This window comes from uncultured Algibacter sp. (assembly GCF_947490405.1).
Lineage (GTDB): Bacteria > Bacteroidota > Bacteroidia > Flavobacteriales > Flavobacteriaceae > Algibacter_B.
The window spans coordinates 70,572-87,167 of the sequence record NZ_CANLGU010000006.1; the positions used below are offsets into that span (position 1 = coordinate 70,572).

General features: G+C 32.2%; 10 protein-coding genes. 3 read left to right on the forward strand and 7 right to left on the reverse strand.

The window, feature by feature from the left end; genetic code table 11:
• Positions 1-27: 27 nt before the first annotated feature.
• The 4 genes from Q0772_RS13070 to Q0772_RS13085 form a co-directional block, all read right to left on the reverse strand.
• A complete protein-coding gene (locus tag Q0772_RS13070) occupies positions 28-2,121 on the reverse strand; it encodes a mucoidy inhibitor MuiA family protein (protein ID WP_298345633.1) in 2,094 nt (697 codons plus the stop codon).
• Between the two features lie 151 nt (positions 2,122-2,272).
• Entirely contained in the window at positions 2,273-2,707 is a 435-nt protein-coding gene (locus Q0772_RS13075; protein WP_298345636.1) for a hypothetical protein, read from the reverse strand.
• 89 nt (positions 2,708-2,796) lie between these two features.
• Positions 2,797-3,225, reverse strand: a complete 429-nt coding sequence (locus Q0772_RS13080) for a DUF393 domain-containing protein (RefSeq protein WP_366105751.1) — start codon at positions 3,223-3,225, stop codon at positions 2,797-2,799.
• A gap of 92 nt (positions 3,226-3,317) precedes the next feature.
• Entirely contained in the window at positions 3,318-5,213 is a 1,896-nt protein-coding gene (locus Q0772_RS13085) for a hypothetical protein (protein ID WP_298345640.1), read from the reverse strand.
• Positions 5,214-5,509: 296 nt separating this feature from the next.
• Between Q0772_RS13085 and Q0772_RS13090 the strand changes: the two genes are divergently transcribed.
• Entirely contained in the window at positions 5,510-7,069 is a 1,560-nt protein-coding gene (locus tag Q0772_RS13090) for a thiol-activated cytolysin family protein (protein ID WP_298345643.1), read from the forward strand.
• Between the two features lie 61 nt (positions 7,070-7,130).
• Here the strand turns inward: Q0772_RS13090 and Q0772_RS13095 are convergent, their stop codons facing one another.
• Positions 7,131-9,299 carry a DNA mismatch repair protein MutS gene (locus Q0772_RS13095; RefSeq protein WP_298345646.1) on the reverse strand — a complete coding sequence of 723 codons (2,169 nt, stop codon included), beginning with the start codon at positions 9,297-9,299 and terminating at the stop codon, positions 7,131-7,133.
• Between the two features lie 248 nt (positions 9,300-9,547).
• Entirely contained in the window at positions 9,548-11,650 is a 2,103-nt protein-coding gene (recG, locus tag Q0772_RS13100; RefSeq protein ID WP_298345648.1) for an ATP-dependent DNA helicase RecG, read from the reverse strand.
• A 195-nt stretch (positions 11,651-11,845) separates the two neighbouring features.
• Between recG and Q0772_RS13105 the strand changes: the two genes are divergently transcribed.
• Entirely contained in the window at positions 11,846-13,534 is a 1,689-nt protein-coding gene (locus Q0772_RS13105; RefSeq protein ID WP_298345651.1) for a histidinol-phosphatase HisJ family protein, read from the forward strand.
• A gap of 46 nt (positions 13,535-13,580) precedes the next feature.
• Entirely contained in the window at positions 13,581-15,548 is a 1,968-nt protein-coding gene (locus tag Q0772_RS13110) for a M1 family metallopeptidase (protein ID WP_298345654.1), read from the forward strand.
• Between the two features lie 48 nt (positions 15,549-15,596).
• Here Q0772_RS13110 and Q0772_RS13115 read toward each other — a convergent pair whose 3' ends face one another.
• Positions 15,597-16,592, reverse strand: coding sequence for a PorP/SprF family type IX secretion system membrane protein (locus Q0772_RS13115; RefSeq protein WP_298345657.1), 996 nt, complete (start codon positions 16,590-16,592; stop codon positions 15,597-15,599).
• Positions 16,593-16,596 lie beyond the last annotated feature (4 nt).

Consider the following 16,596-nt stretch of genomic DNA (forward strand, 5'->3'; position numbering starts at 1 on the left):
CTGATGTTTTATTAACAAGATTAATTTCTACAAATTAACCTTCCTATATCTCGGATATTTTAAAGTATAAGAGAATTTATAAGCCTCAGATTGATTTGGTGAAATGGTAGTTTTCCATGTCATAATCCCTTTTTTAGAGTTGTAATCTGAAGTTCCAGTTTCAATATCATCCACTTTTATATCTCTATTTTGACTTACAGGAATTCTGTCAACAATAACTATATCTATGGCTGTAGGTTTATTGTTTTTTAATTCTATTTCGTAAGCTTTCTCTAAAACTCTATTATTTCCAATAAATGTGTTTTTCTTAAAATTGTTTATCGGGTTTCTTTTAATTGCAACATTTGGGTCTACACCTAATGAAACGGTTAAGCTATCCGTTGTAGCGTATGGGTTTATATTAGTGATTCCAGAATAACTGTCTTCAAAATACACATTAACTTCTCCTGGTAATAAATTGTACTGTTGCCAATTACCGATTTTTGCGGTTAAAAAGACGTTTTCGTTAATTACAGGTGCTGAAAAATATGAGAATTTTGCAGGAACGGAATATTTATCAATTTCAATGACAGTAATGTCTCCATCAGAAGCTATAGATGATAATTTTTGGATTTCAAAGCGGGTATTAGTAATGCCTTCGGCAATAATATCTCCATTTGATGTACGGCTATCTTTCTTAGTTGTAATAACAATAACACCATTTGATGCTCTACTTCCATAAATGCTTTTAGCGGATGCGCCTTTGAGTACTTCAATATTGGCTATCATATCTGGATGAATTTCGTTATAGCTACTTTCGCTCATTGTTACACCATCAATAATATATAAAGGTTTTGCATAAGATTTGTATGAAGAAGCACCTCTAATGGCAACCCCAGCGGCACGTCCTTGAAGCGCATTTACAGTAGAAACAGCACCGGTTCTATCTGATTTTCTTTTAGAGGCATATCCAACCACTACAACTTCATCTAAAACACTAACATCTTCTTGTAAACTTAAATTAATTACACTAGAATGAATCGGAATAATTTCACTATTAAACCCTAGATAGGATACTTCAAGCTCCTTGCCACCATCAGCTTTTAAACTAAAGTTGCCATCAAAATCAGTAGTAGTTCCATTGCTAGTTCCTTTTACTAAAACTGTGGCTCCAGGTAAAGGCGTGCCTGATGCATCTGTAACAATACCACTAATCTGTTTTATAAAAGGGTTGAACTTAAGATTGTAGTTTTTAGTGGCGTTTTCACTTTTATAATTGCTATATCTGCTTATAAAATTCAAATATTTTGGGCTTACATCGGGTTTAATATTGTTGATGTTTGGGTCGTTTGTAGATAGCGTTAATTTTACATCATTCCAGCTAATTCCTGTGTTTTGATAAACATACGCTTTGTAATGTAAATCCAGAGGTTTGCTAATATCTTTCGCTTTTAAATCGTAAATAGGGAACCAGCCTGCGTTTTTAACGTTATATTTTAAAATAAGCTTGAGTTGTTTGCTAGAAGCGGTGTTAAGCTTTACTTTTATTTCACCTGTTTGAATTTTATCGTCAACATTTAATTCGGTAAGTTGTTTTTTAATATCATCAATTTGTTCGTTGTAGGCTCGTTTCTTTTTTAATGATGTATGGATCAGTTTATTTACTTCTGTTATACGGATTCTGTAATACTCAGCAAATTGTTTTAATTTTTCAAGACTTACAACTTGATTTTCATTTCCTAGTTTTCTGTTTTCTTTTATAATATTTAGTTCTTCTTCATAACCAGACATAATATCTTCTTCTAATCGAATAGCGTCATTTAGTTTTTCAATATCATTTTGAAGTTTTTCAATAGTTTCTGATTTATCCAATTTTGATAAATAGTTTATAGCATAATTGATGGACAGAATAGAAGCATTATCTAATCCAGAAACTTGAATACTATTTTCCTGAATATGTGGCGATAATTTAATAAACGAAAACTCCGTTGTTCCAACAGGTAAAGTAATTGTTGCTAAACGTGTTACTTGCGCACCATCTACAAAAACGGTTACTGCTTTTACCGATGATGTTGTTGGATTAGTGTTGTTAGCAAATAAAATTGAAGTACAGAATAGAAATAAAATACAAAGCTTTTTCATGATTAGTTGTTTTAAGTTTTGAATAAAACTATAACTAAAGCATGCACAAAAAAATAAGGAATGAGTAATTGGTAACTATAAATGAGTTAACAGGTCATTAGAGTGAGCTTCACTCTCAACTAAATACTTTAATGGAGTTGTAAATAGTTATTTATAAAGAAATAGTAACGGTGTTATCTTCAACACTAAAGGTTTTATCGGTTACTTCTACATCAATAAGATTACCAAAATCGCAGCATTCATTAGTGTTAGGTTTTGATGTGTTGTAAGATAAACTGGTAACTAGTTCAGAATCTATACGTATTTCTAAAAAGTCTGATGGACCTTTTTTTTCGATATACAGTAAGCCTGATGAATTAATAATAGTAAATTGAAATGGATTTCCAGAAGCGTCTTTTAGCATAATAGCAGCCTCAGTAATATTGTCTTGAAGAATGATGTTTTCGTTTGTGGTACTATCAACTAAATCTAAAAGAAAAAATGGAGCTGCACATGAAATGGTAGAACAATCGGGTAGGCTATCATCCGTTTTACAATTAGTACATAGTGTTATAATTAGAACTAAATAGGCTAATTGCTTTATCATGATTTAATGGGTTTCTTACTAGATGAGTAAACCTTAGAATGGTTGCGTATTAATAAAATAAAAGTGCTAAATTATTTTTTTAAAACAAATTATTCTAAAAACTTACTCTTAAGCTCTGGCGTAGGAATCATGCAAGCCTCCTTTTTGCCATACCATTTGTAGCGGTTTCGGGCAATAAAATCGTAAACCCAATTGCTTATAAAACTGGGTATAATAAGGAAAATAGATAATAAATTAGTTGGAAAACCCAATTGCGATGCTACTTTTAAAGCGGCTCTACTTTTGTAGTTAATTTTATCTTTCTCTGGATTGTAAAGAATAATAGAGTCTACCGCATTGGTGTTTATATTAAATTTCTCAATAATGTGTTTACCAACATCACTTTGCAAGGGAGCAAACATAAACTGGTTTTTTTTATCTCGTTTTATAACATACAAAACAGAACTATTGCATAGGTTGCAAACACCATCAAAGAGGATTAGTTTTTTATGTTTTGGGATATTTATCATTTTTGTCATTCCTGCGAAGGCAGGAATCTATATCTGAGTATTATTTTTTCTTGTGGATTCCTGCCTTCGCAGGAATTACAATGTTATACAAAGATACCACTTTACAGTGTATTTAAGAATTGCGTTAAATCGGTTTCTTTATCCAAATTCAGCTTCTTTTTAAGTCGGTATTTGCTTTTTAAAACACTATCTGGCAATACGTTTAGCATCGATGCAATTTCTTTTGTAGAAAGGTTCATGCGCAAAAACGAGGCTAATCGTATTTCCTTTTCACTTATATCTGTATAAATATCTTTTAGTTTATTATCAAAGTTATTATGCACTTCAGAGAAGTAGGATTTAAATACTTCCCAGTCTTTATCCTCAGCACTTTCTTTTTTAAGTAACATCACGATACGTCTAAATTCAACTTTAAACAATTCAGGCGATTTTTTAATTTTTTCTAAGTTTTCTTTAAGCTCTTGAATAAACGTATTTTTTTGAACTAAGTGAAGGGTTTGACTCGCTAATTCTTTCTTTTTAAAGGCTATTTCTTGTTTGTAAATGGCTTCTTGTTTTTCTTGTTCAATCTTATTTTTCTTGATACGTTGCTTGAAACTGAAAAATACTAATCCTGCAATGGCAATAAATGAAAACATACCAATACCGTATAAGGTTTTGGTTAGTTTGTCATTTTCGGCTTGTGTGTTTAAGGTTTTTATTTCTTCTTTTTGTAAAGCGATTGCGGCTTCTTTTTTCTCAGTTTCGTATATGGTTTTTAGTTCTTCTATTTGTTGTGACTTTTTTATACTAAAAAGGGAATCGTTAATACTTTGCGATGCTTTCAAATAGAAAATAGCTTCTTTGTTTTTATTAATGGATTCTAAAATTTTGGATTTATAATCATACAAATCTTGGAGTCCAGGTAATGCCTCTATGGATTTGGCTATAGAAATGGCTTTTTCAAGTTTTTTTAATGCTTCGCTTGGTTTATTGTTCTTATGCATAACTTGAGATAGCCCTAAATAACTATAAATAATATTTTGTTTTATATCTTCTTCTTTACTCAGTTTATTAGCTTCTTCTAAAACCTCATTTGCTTTTTTAAATTCGTTTTTTATGGCAAGTAATGTACCTAAATCTATTAAAGCTCCACTTAAGGATAATTTATCATTAATCTCTCGGGCTAGAGCTACTGCACGATTTTGATCCTCAAAAGCATTGTCTATAAGTCCTAATGATTTATTGGCTTGTCCTTTCGCGTTATACGCATAGGCCATATACATTTTATCATCAAAATCTTCATATATTTTTATAGCCTGATTAAAATATGTTTTAGCTGAAGAGGGATTATTGAGTATAAGTTCAATATCTCCTATTTGTTTTAAAACATCAGCTTTTCGTGTTAAATGATTAATTTCTTCAAAATATTTTAGACCAGTTAAAGCTTCTGTTAGAGCTATATTATAATTTCCTTTTTTTGCATAAATGTTTGAAATTAGGGCATGTTGACCTCCAATAAGCTTAAATTGTAGTTTTTTGGGTTCTGGATTGTTTAAAATTAAGTTTAAATTATCTTTTGCTAATTTGATGGCTTCATCATAGTTACCTTTAATTTTCATGATATCAGACAAAGAATGATTTATAAAAATGATACCTCTGGTTTTTTTTAAATCAGTAAATTTTTCTTTAGCTTTCTGTAAGTAATATAATGCCGAATCGTTTTGGCTTCTATTACTAAAATAATGCCCCAAATGCATGTAGCCTTTAGCAATTCCTTCATCGTATTTAATTTTTTTTGATATTGATAAAACTTGGTCAGCATAGGATTTAGCTTCTTCTGGTTTAGAAAACATTAATTTTTCATGTAACCAAGTTAGTGTATTTACTTTCTCAATTGAATTATCCTTTTGAATTGAAAGTTGTTTTTTAAGACTGTCTATAAATTTTGTATTTTGTGCATTAAGTGGATAAATAATTAAAGCAAAAAGGAATAAAAGGGAGGTTGGTTTTTTCATAATTAAATTAATTAAGCTACCACTAAGGTAATTATTAAATGTATTAAAAATAGTGTATGTCTATTTTTAGAAATGTGCTACGTCCATAGTGTGTCTATGAATTTTCAGTTATTATAAAATTTAGTATTGTTTTAATTGATTGATTATTAGTTATTTGATTATTTTTTTTAATTGCAGTTTTCAATTTGTCTATAATGGTAAAAACTATCTTGTCCATACTTTGTCCATACCAAAAATTAGTTTTCACTTGTATTCCTATCTAGTTTTGAAGTGTTGAATCACAAAAATTAGAAATTATGAAAACAAAGCTATTAACAATTAAAAACAGCATTTATATAACACTTTTTGTTATTACACTATTTTCTTGCACAGGATGTAGTGAGGAAAGTGTTGATAACGGAAAGGTCTCAGATGAAACTATACAAACCATAAATGATTTATTGGCAGGTTTATCTGAATTTAATCAACCAGAAGTTTCAGGAGAAGAACTTATTGAAGAAAGTAATCCAGAACGCGAAGGACAAACTGATGAGTGTGTGGTGAAAAAATATAAAATGGCACCAGGTTTTAGTGAAATGATTTTGCTAGATCCTACCAGTGATGTTATTTATCCTGGTGCTATGTTAAAAGGAGAATCTATCCCTACAGGAGAATACATTGGTATTACCGGAGGCAGAGCTCCAATAACATTATCTGTTTCATTGGAAAACTTAAACGGAAAACCTTCAGCTCTTATTGAAAATCCTAATATTAATACCGTTAGAGAGGGTGTAAAGGATATGTTGCAACAAGGTGTAACAGGATCTACAGCTGCAAAAGTTAATTTTACTACAGAGGAAGTGTATTCAGAAGAACACTTGAATATTGCATTAGGAGCAAGCTATACTAAAGGGAAAAACAGTGTCTCAGGATCATTTAATTTCAGTAGTTCAGAAAAAAAATACAAGTATGTTATCAAGTATTTACAGGTGTATTACACAATTGATTTAACCATAGAGGAAAGCGAAAATCCAGCAAAATTATTTTCTAGTGTGCCAAACTTAAACTCGACTAGCCCTGTAGTTGTATCGTCTGTAAAATATGGAAGAATGTTATTATACACCGTAGAAACTAACGCAGAGTTTAGCGATACGCAAGCCGCTTTTAGCGCAGCGTTTAACGGTGGAGAAGTAAATGGAGAAGGCGAGCATAAAAGTTTCTGGGAAAGCTCTACAGTAAAGGCTTTAGTAATTGGTGGTTCTTCTGGAGACGCAGCTCAAGTAGTTAGCGGACCAGAAGGTGTTTACTCATATATTACTGAAGGTGGTGAGTATTCTGTAGATTCACCAGGTGCGCCATTAGGTTACACGTTAAGGTATATTAAAAAAGGATTTCCAATTGCTAATGTTGTTTTGTCTAGCGAATATAATATTAGAAGCTGTTATCCAGCCTACCAGAAATTTGGTATCCAGCTTTACGGTATAAACTTGGTGAAAAATAATGGAGGAAGCATCCGTCTGCATGGTAATATGAAAGCGCAAATTTATCAGGGAGGCAACGTAAAAGGTTCAGTTTCTTACACGCGTACCAGAAATAATTATATTATACCTAATGAAGGTGAATTTTGGCCAATACCAACTATTGAAACTAAAGAAGTTGAATTATATAAGCCCGACTTAGAGAACGATTATATTCTACTGTCTGCAGAGTTTACTGAGGATGATTCCATAGGAGGTGATGACTACTTAGGAAAAAAAGAGGAGAAAATTTTACTAAAAAATGTACAAGATGATAAGGAACCTTATATAAGATTGCTTTTAACTGAAGATCCAGACATTGATATGCGTACTTACTTTTATGCGTGGCGTATCTACTAGCACAATATTAGTCAATACAGTCGGCACTTTAAGTTGTGATTCAGCAACTTGGTGTTGGCTGTTATTTTTTAGCCTCTACTAGCTCCAATAAATCTAAAGCCACATTAGTAGTAAACATACCGTAATTAACGTTAGCCTTATTTTTTTCAATACTATCAATACTCCCAATAGCTCTACCATCATGCATGCGTACACGATCACCAACCTTTAAAATAGGTTTTGGTTTAGGTGGTGCTTCAGCAGCTTTTTTCTTTTCAGCCTTTTTCTTTTTTCTAATTACGTTTACTTTCTTTTCGGCTTCCTGCTTTACTTGTTGCTCTTTAGCTTTTAACGCTTTCTTTTGTTTAGCAGATACTTTTTTACGTTTCGAGTTCTCAATTTGTACCAATTTGAATAATTCTGCCATCAATTCGCGTTTACGCTTATTGTCAAAATATTTTTCAGCAATATCATTTACTTTTTGCCCCAAGTAAATTAGGCGTTGGTTGCTATCATAAAGCTCTTGGTAACTCTCAAGCTTTTTCTGGATTTTAGTATTAATTTCCTCTAATTTATCAGCTTCCTCTTCTTTTTTCTTTTCGTTTAACTTAAGCGATTGCCCTGTTTTTTCAAGTCTAGAGCGCTCTTTCTGGAGTTTTGCAATAGTGGCATCAAAACGTACTTTACTGCGTTCAATTTTTTTCTTAGCGCGATTAATCAAGCTGTATGGAATTCCATTTTTTTGAGCAACTTCAAACGTGAAACTACTTCCTGCTTGCCCAACTACTAGCTTAAACATGGGTTCTAAACTACGTTCATTAAACAGCATATTAGCATTAATCATATGCGGTAACTCTGTAGCTAGAATTTTTAAATTAGAATAATGAGTCGTTATAATGCCAAAAGCTTCCCGATGATAAAACTCTTCAAGAAAGGTTTCAGCCAATGCACCACCAAGTTCAGGATCGCTACCAGTACCAAATTCATCAATTAAGAAGAGCGTGTTTTTATTGCACTTCTTTAAAAAATAATTCATTTGCTTTAAGCGGTAGCTATAGGTGCTTAGATGGTTTTCTATGGATTGATTATCGCCAATATCACTCAAAATTCTGTTAAATAAACAAACGGTACTACGTTCATGAACAGGTATTAGCATACCACTCTGAAGCATAACTTGCAGTAAACCAACGGTTTTAAGTGTAATACTTTTTCCTCCAGCGTTAGGTCCAGAAATAACAATTATTCTACTGCCCTGTTTTAATTCAATCGTCTGCGGAAATGTTTTTTCTTTCTTTTCTAAATTATTTAAATAGAGTAGTGGGTGATAAGCATCTCGCAAAAGCATGCTTTTATCCTCTGAAAATTCAGGAAGAATAGCCTGCATGGATTTGGCGTATTTAGCTTTCGCAGAAATGACATCAACATCAATTAAAAAGCTTTGATAATCCTTCAATAACGGTAAAAAAGGTCGCATAAAATCCGTCACCTCTTTTAAAATCCTAATAACTTCTTCCTGTTCTTCATATTCAAGGTTATTAAGTTCTCTGGTATGTTGTAGTGTTGTTTCGGGTTCTATATAAACAATACTCCCCGTTTTACTACCACCCATAATGGCGCCTTTTACTTTACGTCTATACATCGCTTTTACAGCAAGTACACGTCTATTTTCTACAACCGATTCTCGAATATCATCCAAATACTCAAGGTTGTGATATGTGTTTAAGGCTGAACTAAAACTCGAATTAATTTTTCCTTTTACTTTATTAATAGATTGCCTGAGGTCAAATAGCAAATTAGATGCATTATCCTTTATGTCTCCAAAGCGGTCTACTATAGCATCAACTTTTTCAATTAACACTTTAGTTTCTTCTATGTGCGAAGCAAATTCATTAAGCGTTGGGTAATAGTCTTCAAATTTTTTGAGAAATTTTACGATGGAGTTTATAGTAATCGACATGGATACTATTTTCTTTAATCCATGAACTTCCAAATATGTATTTTCAATATTTAAAAGTTTGATTTCTTTTGTTATCGTATCAAATCCGTGGTTAGGAATTCTATTATCGTTATAAAATGAAGATAAATACTCATTGGTTAATTTGAGAGCAATTTTAAGGTCCACTTCATTCTTATAAGGCTGAGTTTGTAAAGCTTTTTCGTTTCCTAGTGGTGTTACGCAAAGTTCGCTTACTTGTTGTAAAACCGTTTGAAACTCTAAATCTTGTAATGTTTTTTCGTGGATATTAATCATTCCTAATAATAGACTCTAAAAATAAAAGAAATGCAAAGTTAAGCAATATGTAAGTGATTTGGACTATGTAATTTTTAAGTGTTAAAATGTTAATTAACAAACTAATAAGGGTTTTTAACAAAAAACTAACACCTATTGTTTTTATTCTACATAATTTTAATCATCAACAGAAATCAATCAAACTATTAGCAGTAAATAAAGCCTAATACCTTAAAACGGTATTAGGCTTGTTTATGAATGTTGCTGTTTTAACTAATATAATTCCAAATATTCTTGTACTTACTAAGCTGTTTATAGGTGTTTAAAAACACTTGGTTTTCTGATAACGATAACGAAGGGTCAATTTTTAATATGGATTTAGCATGATGTCTAGCCAATTGTAAAACATCACTATCTCTAACTATATCTGCTATTTTTAAGTTTAAAACACCGCTTTGTTGAGTGCCCATAATATCGCCTGGACCTCTTAATTTTAAATCTACTTCGGCAATTTCAAAGCCATCGTTGGTTTTTACCATAGTTTCTAAACGCGTTTTGCTATTTGCACTTAATTTATGGCTCGTCATTAAAATACAATAGCTTTGTTCTGCGCCACGACCAACGCGACCACGTAATTGATGTAATTGAGATAATCCAAAGCGTTCTGCGCTTTCAATAATCATAACAGAAGCATTAGGGACGTTTACTCCAACTTCTATTACTGTTGTGGCAACCATAATTTGGGTTTCACCCTTTATAAATCGTTGCATTTCAAAGTCCTTGTCTGCAGGTTTCATTTTACCATGAACAATTGATGTTTGATACTCAGGCATGGGAAAGTCTCTAGAAATACTTTCATAACCATCCATCAAATCTTTATAGTCCATTTTTTCACTTTCTTGAATTAACGGATATACGATGTAAATTTGTCTCCCTTTTGAAATTTCATCACGAATAAACTTGAAAACATTCAAACGATTTTTATCATAACGATGAACCGTTTTTATAGACTTTCTCCCCGGAGGTAATTCATCAATAATCGAAATGTCTAAATCGCCATAAACAGACATGGCTAAGGTTCTAGGGATTGGTGTTGCAGTCATGACAAGAACGTGAGGAGGAAGCGAGTTTTTCTGCCATAATTTACTTCTTTGCTTTACTCCAAAACGATGTTGTTCATCTATAATGGCAAGCCCTAAATTTTTAAATTTTACTTTGTCTTCTAGTAGGGCATGGGTGCCAATTAAGATTTGTAATTCGCCATTTTCTAAAGATTCATGAATAACTCTTCGTTCTGAAGTTTTAGTTGAACCTGTTAATAGTTTTATTCTGATATTCAATTTGTTACACCATTCTAATAACCCGTTATAGTGTTGAACTGACAAAATTTCAGTCGGCGCCATTAAACAAGCCTGAAAACCGTTGTCAAGTGCCATGAGTATTGACATAAATGCTACAATAGTCTTTCCAGAACCCACATCTCCTTGTAATAGACGATTCATTTGTGCATTACTGCCTAAATCTGCTCGAATCTCTTTTAAAACTCTTTTTTGAGCATTGGTTAATTCGAAGGGTAAATGGTCTTTAAAAAAGTTGTTAAAATGATTTCCAACTTGTGCAAAGGTGAAACCTTTAATTTTAGATTTATGAATAAGATTTTTTATAATTAACTGTAATTGAATATAAAATAATTCTTCAAATTTTAATCTAAATTGTGCCCTTGAAAGTAAGTCTTGGCTCTTTGGGAAATGCACATTAAAAAGTGCAGATTGTTTACTAATTAGTTTTAGTTCTGAACGTAAATTATCTGATAAAGTTTCATTAAACTTTCCATTGGTTTCAATAAATAATTGTTGAATGATTTTACTAATTACTCTATTTGTAATGCCTTTATTGGATAGTTTTTCAGTAGAAGGATACACAGGTTGCATCACAGAACGTAAGTTTTTTTCGTGATCTTCTTGCAATTCTAGATCAGGATGCGCTATGTTAAATTTACCACCAAACCAATTGGCTTTCCCAAAGGCTACATAGGTTTTGTTTAGTTTTAAACTTTCTCTAATCCATTTTTGCCCACGAAACCAAACCAATTCCATGGTGCCAGTATCATCTTGAAACGTTCCAACTAAACGTTTTCCTCGTTTTTGGGCAACCTCTTTAAAGCTTGTTATTTTACCAATTATTTGAACATCTGAGTTATTTCGTTGTAATTGATTGATTTTGTAGTACTGGGTTCTGTCTATATACCTATTTGGAAATAAGTTGATTAAATCTTGGTACGTATGAATTCCCAATTCCTTGCGCAGTAAATCGGCACGGTTTGGGCCAACACCTTTTAAATAATCTATAGGAGTTTGGAGGTTAACAGACATAGAAGCGAATTTAAGCAAATCAATTAAAATTTAGTATTTATTGAATTCATAATATCTGGTTTAATTTGGATTATTTTTATCGGTAATTAATTAATCTTTTTAAAATTTATTTAAAACCCTAACTTTTTGTCAAATAGTTCTATTTCAATCCTTAAATTTGGTATTCTTAAAGGATAATTTAACGCAAACGGATTGATGAGAAAACTCAACGAATTTATTTGGGAAACGCATGGTATTCATGCAGGTACAGAACAAGATCATGTAAAACATGGTATTGATAAATTAGAGGATATAGTTGATAAGGCTGTTGAGGCTGGTAACCCAAGTATTACGTTTATTATACATTCTCCACGTCTTACTAATTTCCGTTATATTGCAGAAAGAGAGACCAATGTGAAATTTATTCGTGGAAATAAATCTTACCTAAATTATCCAAAGCGTATTGCAAATCTTCGTAAGCAATATGAGGGGAAAATAAATATTAAATATGGTGTTGAGTTAGAATGGATGGGGCCAGATATTGGTTTGCAATGGAGTCGTTCTAAAATATTTCAAGCTGAAGATGCCGATTATGTTATAGGTTCTGTACATTTTGCACCTGAAGGATTACCTTATGATGGTTCAAAAGAAGAAGCTGAAGAACTATTAAAACTCAGAGGAAGCCTTGAAGCATATTGGGGTGGTTATTTTGATGAAATGACGCAAATGATTGAGAGTTTTGGGGATATGATTCAAATTATTGGACATATTGACTTGCCAAAGTTAAATGTAGATATGCCTGATGCCTTGGTGAATTTTGAAACCAGTGCGCATCCGCTCGCTAATAAATTTAGAACGCTTTTAGAGCTTATTGCAGATAGGAATCTGTCGCTGGATGTGAATATGGCAGGAGAGTTTAAAGGAGTTGGGGTATATCCAACTCAAAATATCTTAAGGTTTGCCAACGAGTTACAAATACCTGTATGTGTTGGTACAGACACGCATCATGTGCGCTATTATGGACTCAACTATAAAGAAAGTTTAGAGTATATTCAAAAGGCTGGTTATGAAAGTTACGTTAGTTATTCAAAGCTTATCCCAGAGAATCGTACGATTTATGATGACCATGATTTAAAAGTTAAATATACCATCTTGAATAAAGGTATTGAGTTGCTTAACCAAAGGTTAGATGACCATCAAAAACGGATTATACCAGATTTTTCTTTTGGTGGTTCTTTTTCTGAGTTTGTAGATCTATACAGAAGTGCGACAAGTATGGGCGATTACAATGCTATTAGAATTCGTAAATGGGGTAAGTCTATAACAGTAACTAATGAGGTGCCTAAAAATACACAAACGATTGTAAACGGCTTGTTTTCTGAACATTTGGATAAGCCCGGTGTAATTTCTTCTTTGTTTAATACTTTAGCTTCTGAAGGTATTAATGTTGAAACGGCACGTTTAAAATCTAACAACGATGGTACTGCGGTTGCATTTTTATCTATTGATAATAAAAATGGAAAAGTGCAAAGTGCTATCGATTTTATTAACGGAACAGATGCTGGTCTTTTTACAAATTTAACGTATCAAGAAGATGCGGCAATGCCCAATTATTATGGGGAAGGTGTGTATTTGTTAGAGATGGATGGTGTTAAATTAAATTTGGCTTTAAGTGATAAAGTTATTTTAACAAAGCATCATAATGCTCCCGGAGTTTTATTAATTTTATTATCAGCCTTAGCTTCAAAAAACATCAATATCAAAGACTTACGACTTGGTAAACTAAATAATGTTGGTTATTCTGCATTAGCTATTGATGGCGATAGTAATGTGATTAGAGATTTATTGACAAAACTCGGAACACAGTATTATGAAGCCAACTTAATAGAGTTTCATAGTTTTTAGATTGATTTTTTATGATTTTGGATTAATCTTTGATACCTTTAAAATCATGAATCGAATTTCTTTTGTTTTATTTTTTTGCGTTAATATTCTAATAGCGCAACAAACGGAATACGTCGACTTCAAAAAAGTAGAATCTGTACTGCTTTTTAATCAAATGAAAGTAGATAGTACGGTTTTTAATTCTTACGAAGTAAAGTTTGATATACTAAAACAAACGGATTCCATTTATCTAGATGCTATAGATATGAAGTTTTTAAACGTATCATTAGATAAAGCTGCTGTGAACTTTAAGAATGATGGAAAAAAACTGATTGTTTATAACACATTTGAATCTAATAAAACTTACACCCTTAATTTTCTATTTTTTGCATCACCAAAAAAGGCCATGTATTTTATTGATTGGGATTATGAAGATGGTAATAAACAAATTTGGACGCAAGGGCAAGGGAAATATACTAGTAATTGGTTGCCATCTATTGATGATATGAATGATAAAATAGAGTTCGATTTATCTGTAGTTGCACCTAAAGGCTATCAGGTTATATCCAATGGAAAGATGGTTTCTAAACGAGAAACTCCAACTTATAATTTATGGCAATTTGATATGCAAAATCCCATGTCTAGTTATTTGGTGGCCTTAGTAATCGGGAAATACAAAAAAACAGTAAAGCATTCTAAGAGTGGTATTCCTTTGGAAATGTATTATTACCCTAAAGATCATTCAAAATTTGAGCCTACTTATCGCTATACCAAACAGATCTTTGATTTTCTTGAAGAGGAAATAGGTGTGCCGTATCCTTGGCAAAACTATAAGCAAGTGCCAGTTAAAGATTTTTTGTACGCAGGAATGGAAAATACAAGTGCTACTATTTTTGCTGATAGTTTTGTAATTGATTCTATTGCGTTTGTTGATAAGAATTATGTAAACGTCAATGCACATGAATTAGCACATCAATGGTTTGGAGATTTGGTTACAGAAACTTCAGGAACACATCACTGGCTGCAAGAAGGTTTTGCAACCTATTATGCATTATTAGCTGAACGCGATATTTTTGGAGAAGATTATTACTATTGGCGATTATACGAATATGCTCAAGAATTGTTAGAACAAGATAAAGCAGGAGGAAGTACATCATTGCTTAATCCAAAATCTAGCAGTACTACATTTTATAAGAAAGGGGCTTGGGTTTTACATCTATTACGAGAAGAAGTGGGTGATGAAGCTTTTAAAAAAGGCGTGAAGCAGTATTTAAAAAATCATAAGTTTGAAAATGTTGAAACTAAAGATTTTATAAGTGAAGTTGAAAAGACTAGTGGAGTGGATTTGAATGATTTTGTTAATAAGTGGATAGAGTCTCCAAGTTTGAATTATGAAGATATGGAGGGTTTTTTCTATCTCACTTCAACATCATATAAAGGGTTTTTGCAATTGGACTGTAGTGTTTCAAAAGCGGCTTGTTTTGAGTTTATAAAATCTACAGATAATACGTATTTAAAGTCAGAAGTCATTAGAAGGCTAAAGGGAGATTTGCCAAAAGATATATTTGCCAACAGTGATATAATGGTTAGGCAAGCTGTCGCTCAATCATTAACAGAAATCCCCACAGAATTAAAATCAAATTACGAATCCCTTTTAAATGATGCATCATACTTAACCATCGAAACCGCATTATTTAACTTATGGAAAAACTTTCCGCTTGAGCGAGAAAAATATTTTAATAAAACAAAAGATATTCAAGGGTTTAACGATAAAAATGTACGATTACTTTGGTTAACCCTAGCTTTGATCACAGAAGATTATGAATCTGAAAACAAACAGGTTTTTCTAAATGAACTTACAAGTTATACCAGCCCGAAGTATGGGTTTGAGCTTCGTCAGAATGCATTCTTTTATCTGGACCAAATTCAAGCATGTGAAGAAGCGTGTAAAGAAAACTTAAAGCAAGCTACAACACATCATAATTGGCGCTTCAAAAAGTTTGCAAAAACTTTGTTGGAAAAAGAAAACAAATAAATAGATTGTTACGTTATCCGATAATTATCGGAACTCCTCACAATAACGCTATTTTCTTCGCTCTGTATTGGCTGGGTTTTGACAGATTAAACAACGCGACAAATAGGTAATTGATAATTCATAAACACCATCAGTTCTTCCAATATTAGTTGTGTTTACATCATACGAAAACCCAAATCGTAATTGTTCAAACTCTAAGCCAACAAAAGCATTAATCGAGGTTAGTAAATGACTATTGGAATTGTTTTTAGCAGGATTTGTTACAGCCATTGCTCCAAGCATCAGTTTGTCTATTTTCACCATTGCACCTAAATCTAATCTATTGTATTCTCCTTGTTGCATATAGTTAGCAGAAAGTTGCATATCATTTCTATTTAAATAGGGGAATTTATAACTCGCGTGTAGCGAATAGAAAATATCTAGTGGCACATTACCATTTTCAACGAAAGAAATGTTAGGTTTATTTAAATGTCTAACAGCAGCGCCTAACCACAAATCAGAGTCATTACGCGGGTTTTTTCTATCGAAAACAAAACCAGCTGTAAAATCTACAAAGTTTATTTTTCTATTAGCGTTCATAGCCAAAGGATCCGAAGAAGTTGCGTTTATAGTGCCAGAATTGATATTTATTTGATCTGCTAAAACAAGATTATCAAAATTAAAAGACTTTGCGCCAAAACCAACTTCAATAGCGGGTCTAAAAAACCAATCATTGGATAATTCAACATGGTAAGCAAAGTTTATATTGCCTTGTAAATGGTTATAATTCGTATTATTTTCATGCTGATTTACGATGCTAAAACCAATGCCGCCAACATTTTCAATCCAAGAATTAAAAAATACGTACTCGGTATCTACTCTTAAATCCAAACTGGGCCACTGTGTTCTGTGTATAAGTCCAAAATAGGAAGCATCTTCAAACCCAGAAAACCCTGGATTTAGTGTTTCAGGAACTAAAAAATATTGTGAAAAAACAGGGTCTTGTGCTTCCATTTTTAATGATAAGCAGCATAAAATCATAAAGGTGTATAGTTTTAACTTCATCTTG

Coding starts and splice junctions, on each gene's coding strand:
- recG (WP_298345648.1), bottom strand. CDS start 11,650: ATGTCTGTTAACCTCCAAACTCCTATAGATTATTTAAAAGGTGTTGGC.
- Q0772_RS13075 (WP_298345636.1), bottom strand. CDS start 2,707: ATGATAAAGCAATTAGCCTATTTAGTTCTAATTATAACACTATGTACT.
- Q0772_RS13085 (WP_298345640.1), bottom strand. CDS start 5,213: ATGAAAAAACCAACCTCCCTTTTATTCCTTTTTGCTTTAATTATTTAT.
- Q0772_RS13090 (WP_298345643.1), top strand. CDS start 5,510: ATGAAAACAAAGCTATTAACAATTAAAAACAGCATTTATATAACACTT.
- Q0772_RS13095 (WP_298345646.1), bottom strand. CDS start 9,299: ATGATTAATATCCACGAAAAAACATTACAAGATTTAGAGTTTCAAACG.
- Q0772_RS13110 (WP_298345654.1), top strand. CDS start 13,581: ATGAATCGAATTTCTTTTGTTTTATTTTTTTGCGTTAATATTCTAATA.
- Q0772_RS13080 (WP_366105751.1), bottom strand. CDS start 3,225: ATGACAAAAATGATAAATATCCCAAAACATAAAAAACTAATCCTCTTT.
- Q0772_RS13070 (WP_298345633.1), bottom strand. CDS start 2,121: ATGAAAAAGCTTTGTATTTTATTTCTATTCTGTACTTCAATTTTATTT.
- Q0772_RS13105 (WP_298345651.1), top strand. CDS start 11,846: ATGAGAAAACTCAACGAATTTATTTGGGAAACGCATGGTATTCATGCA.
- Q0772_RS13115 (WP_298345657.1), bottom strand. CDS start 16,592: ATGAAGTTAAAACTATACACCTTTATGATTTTATGCTGCTTATCATTA.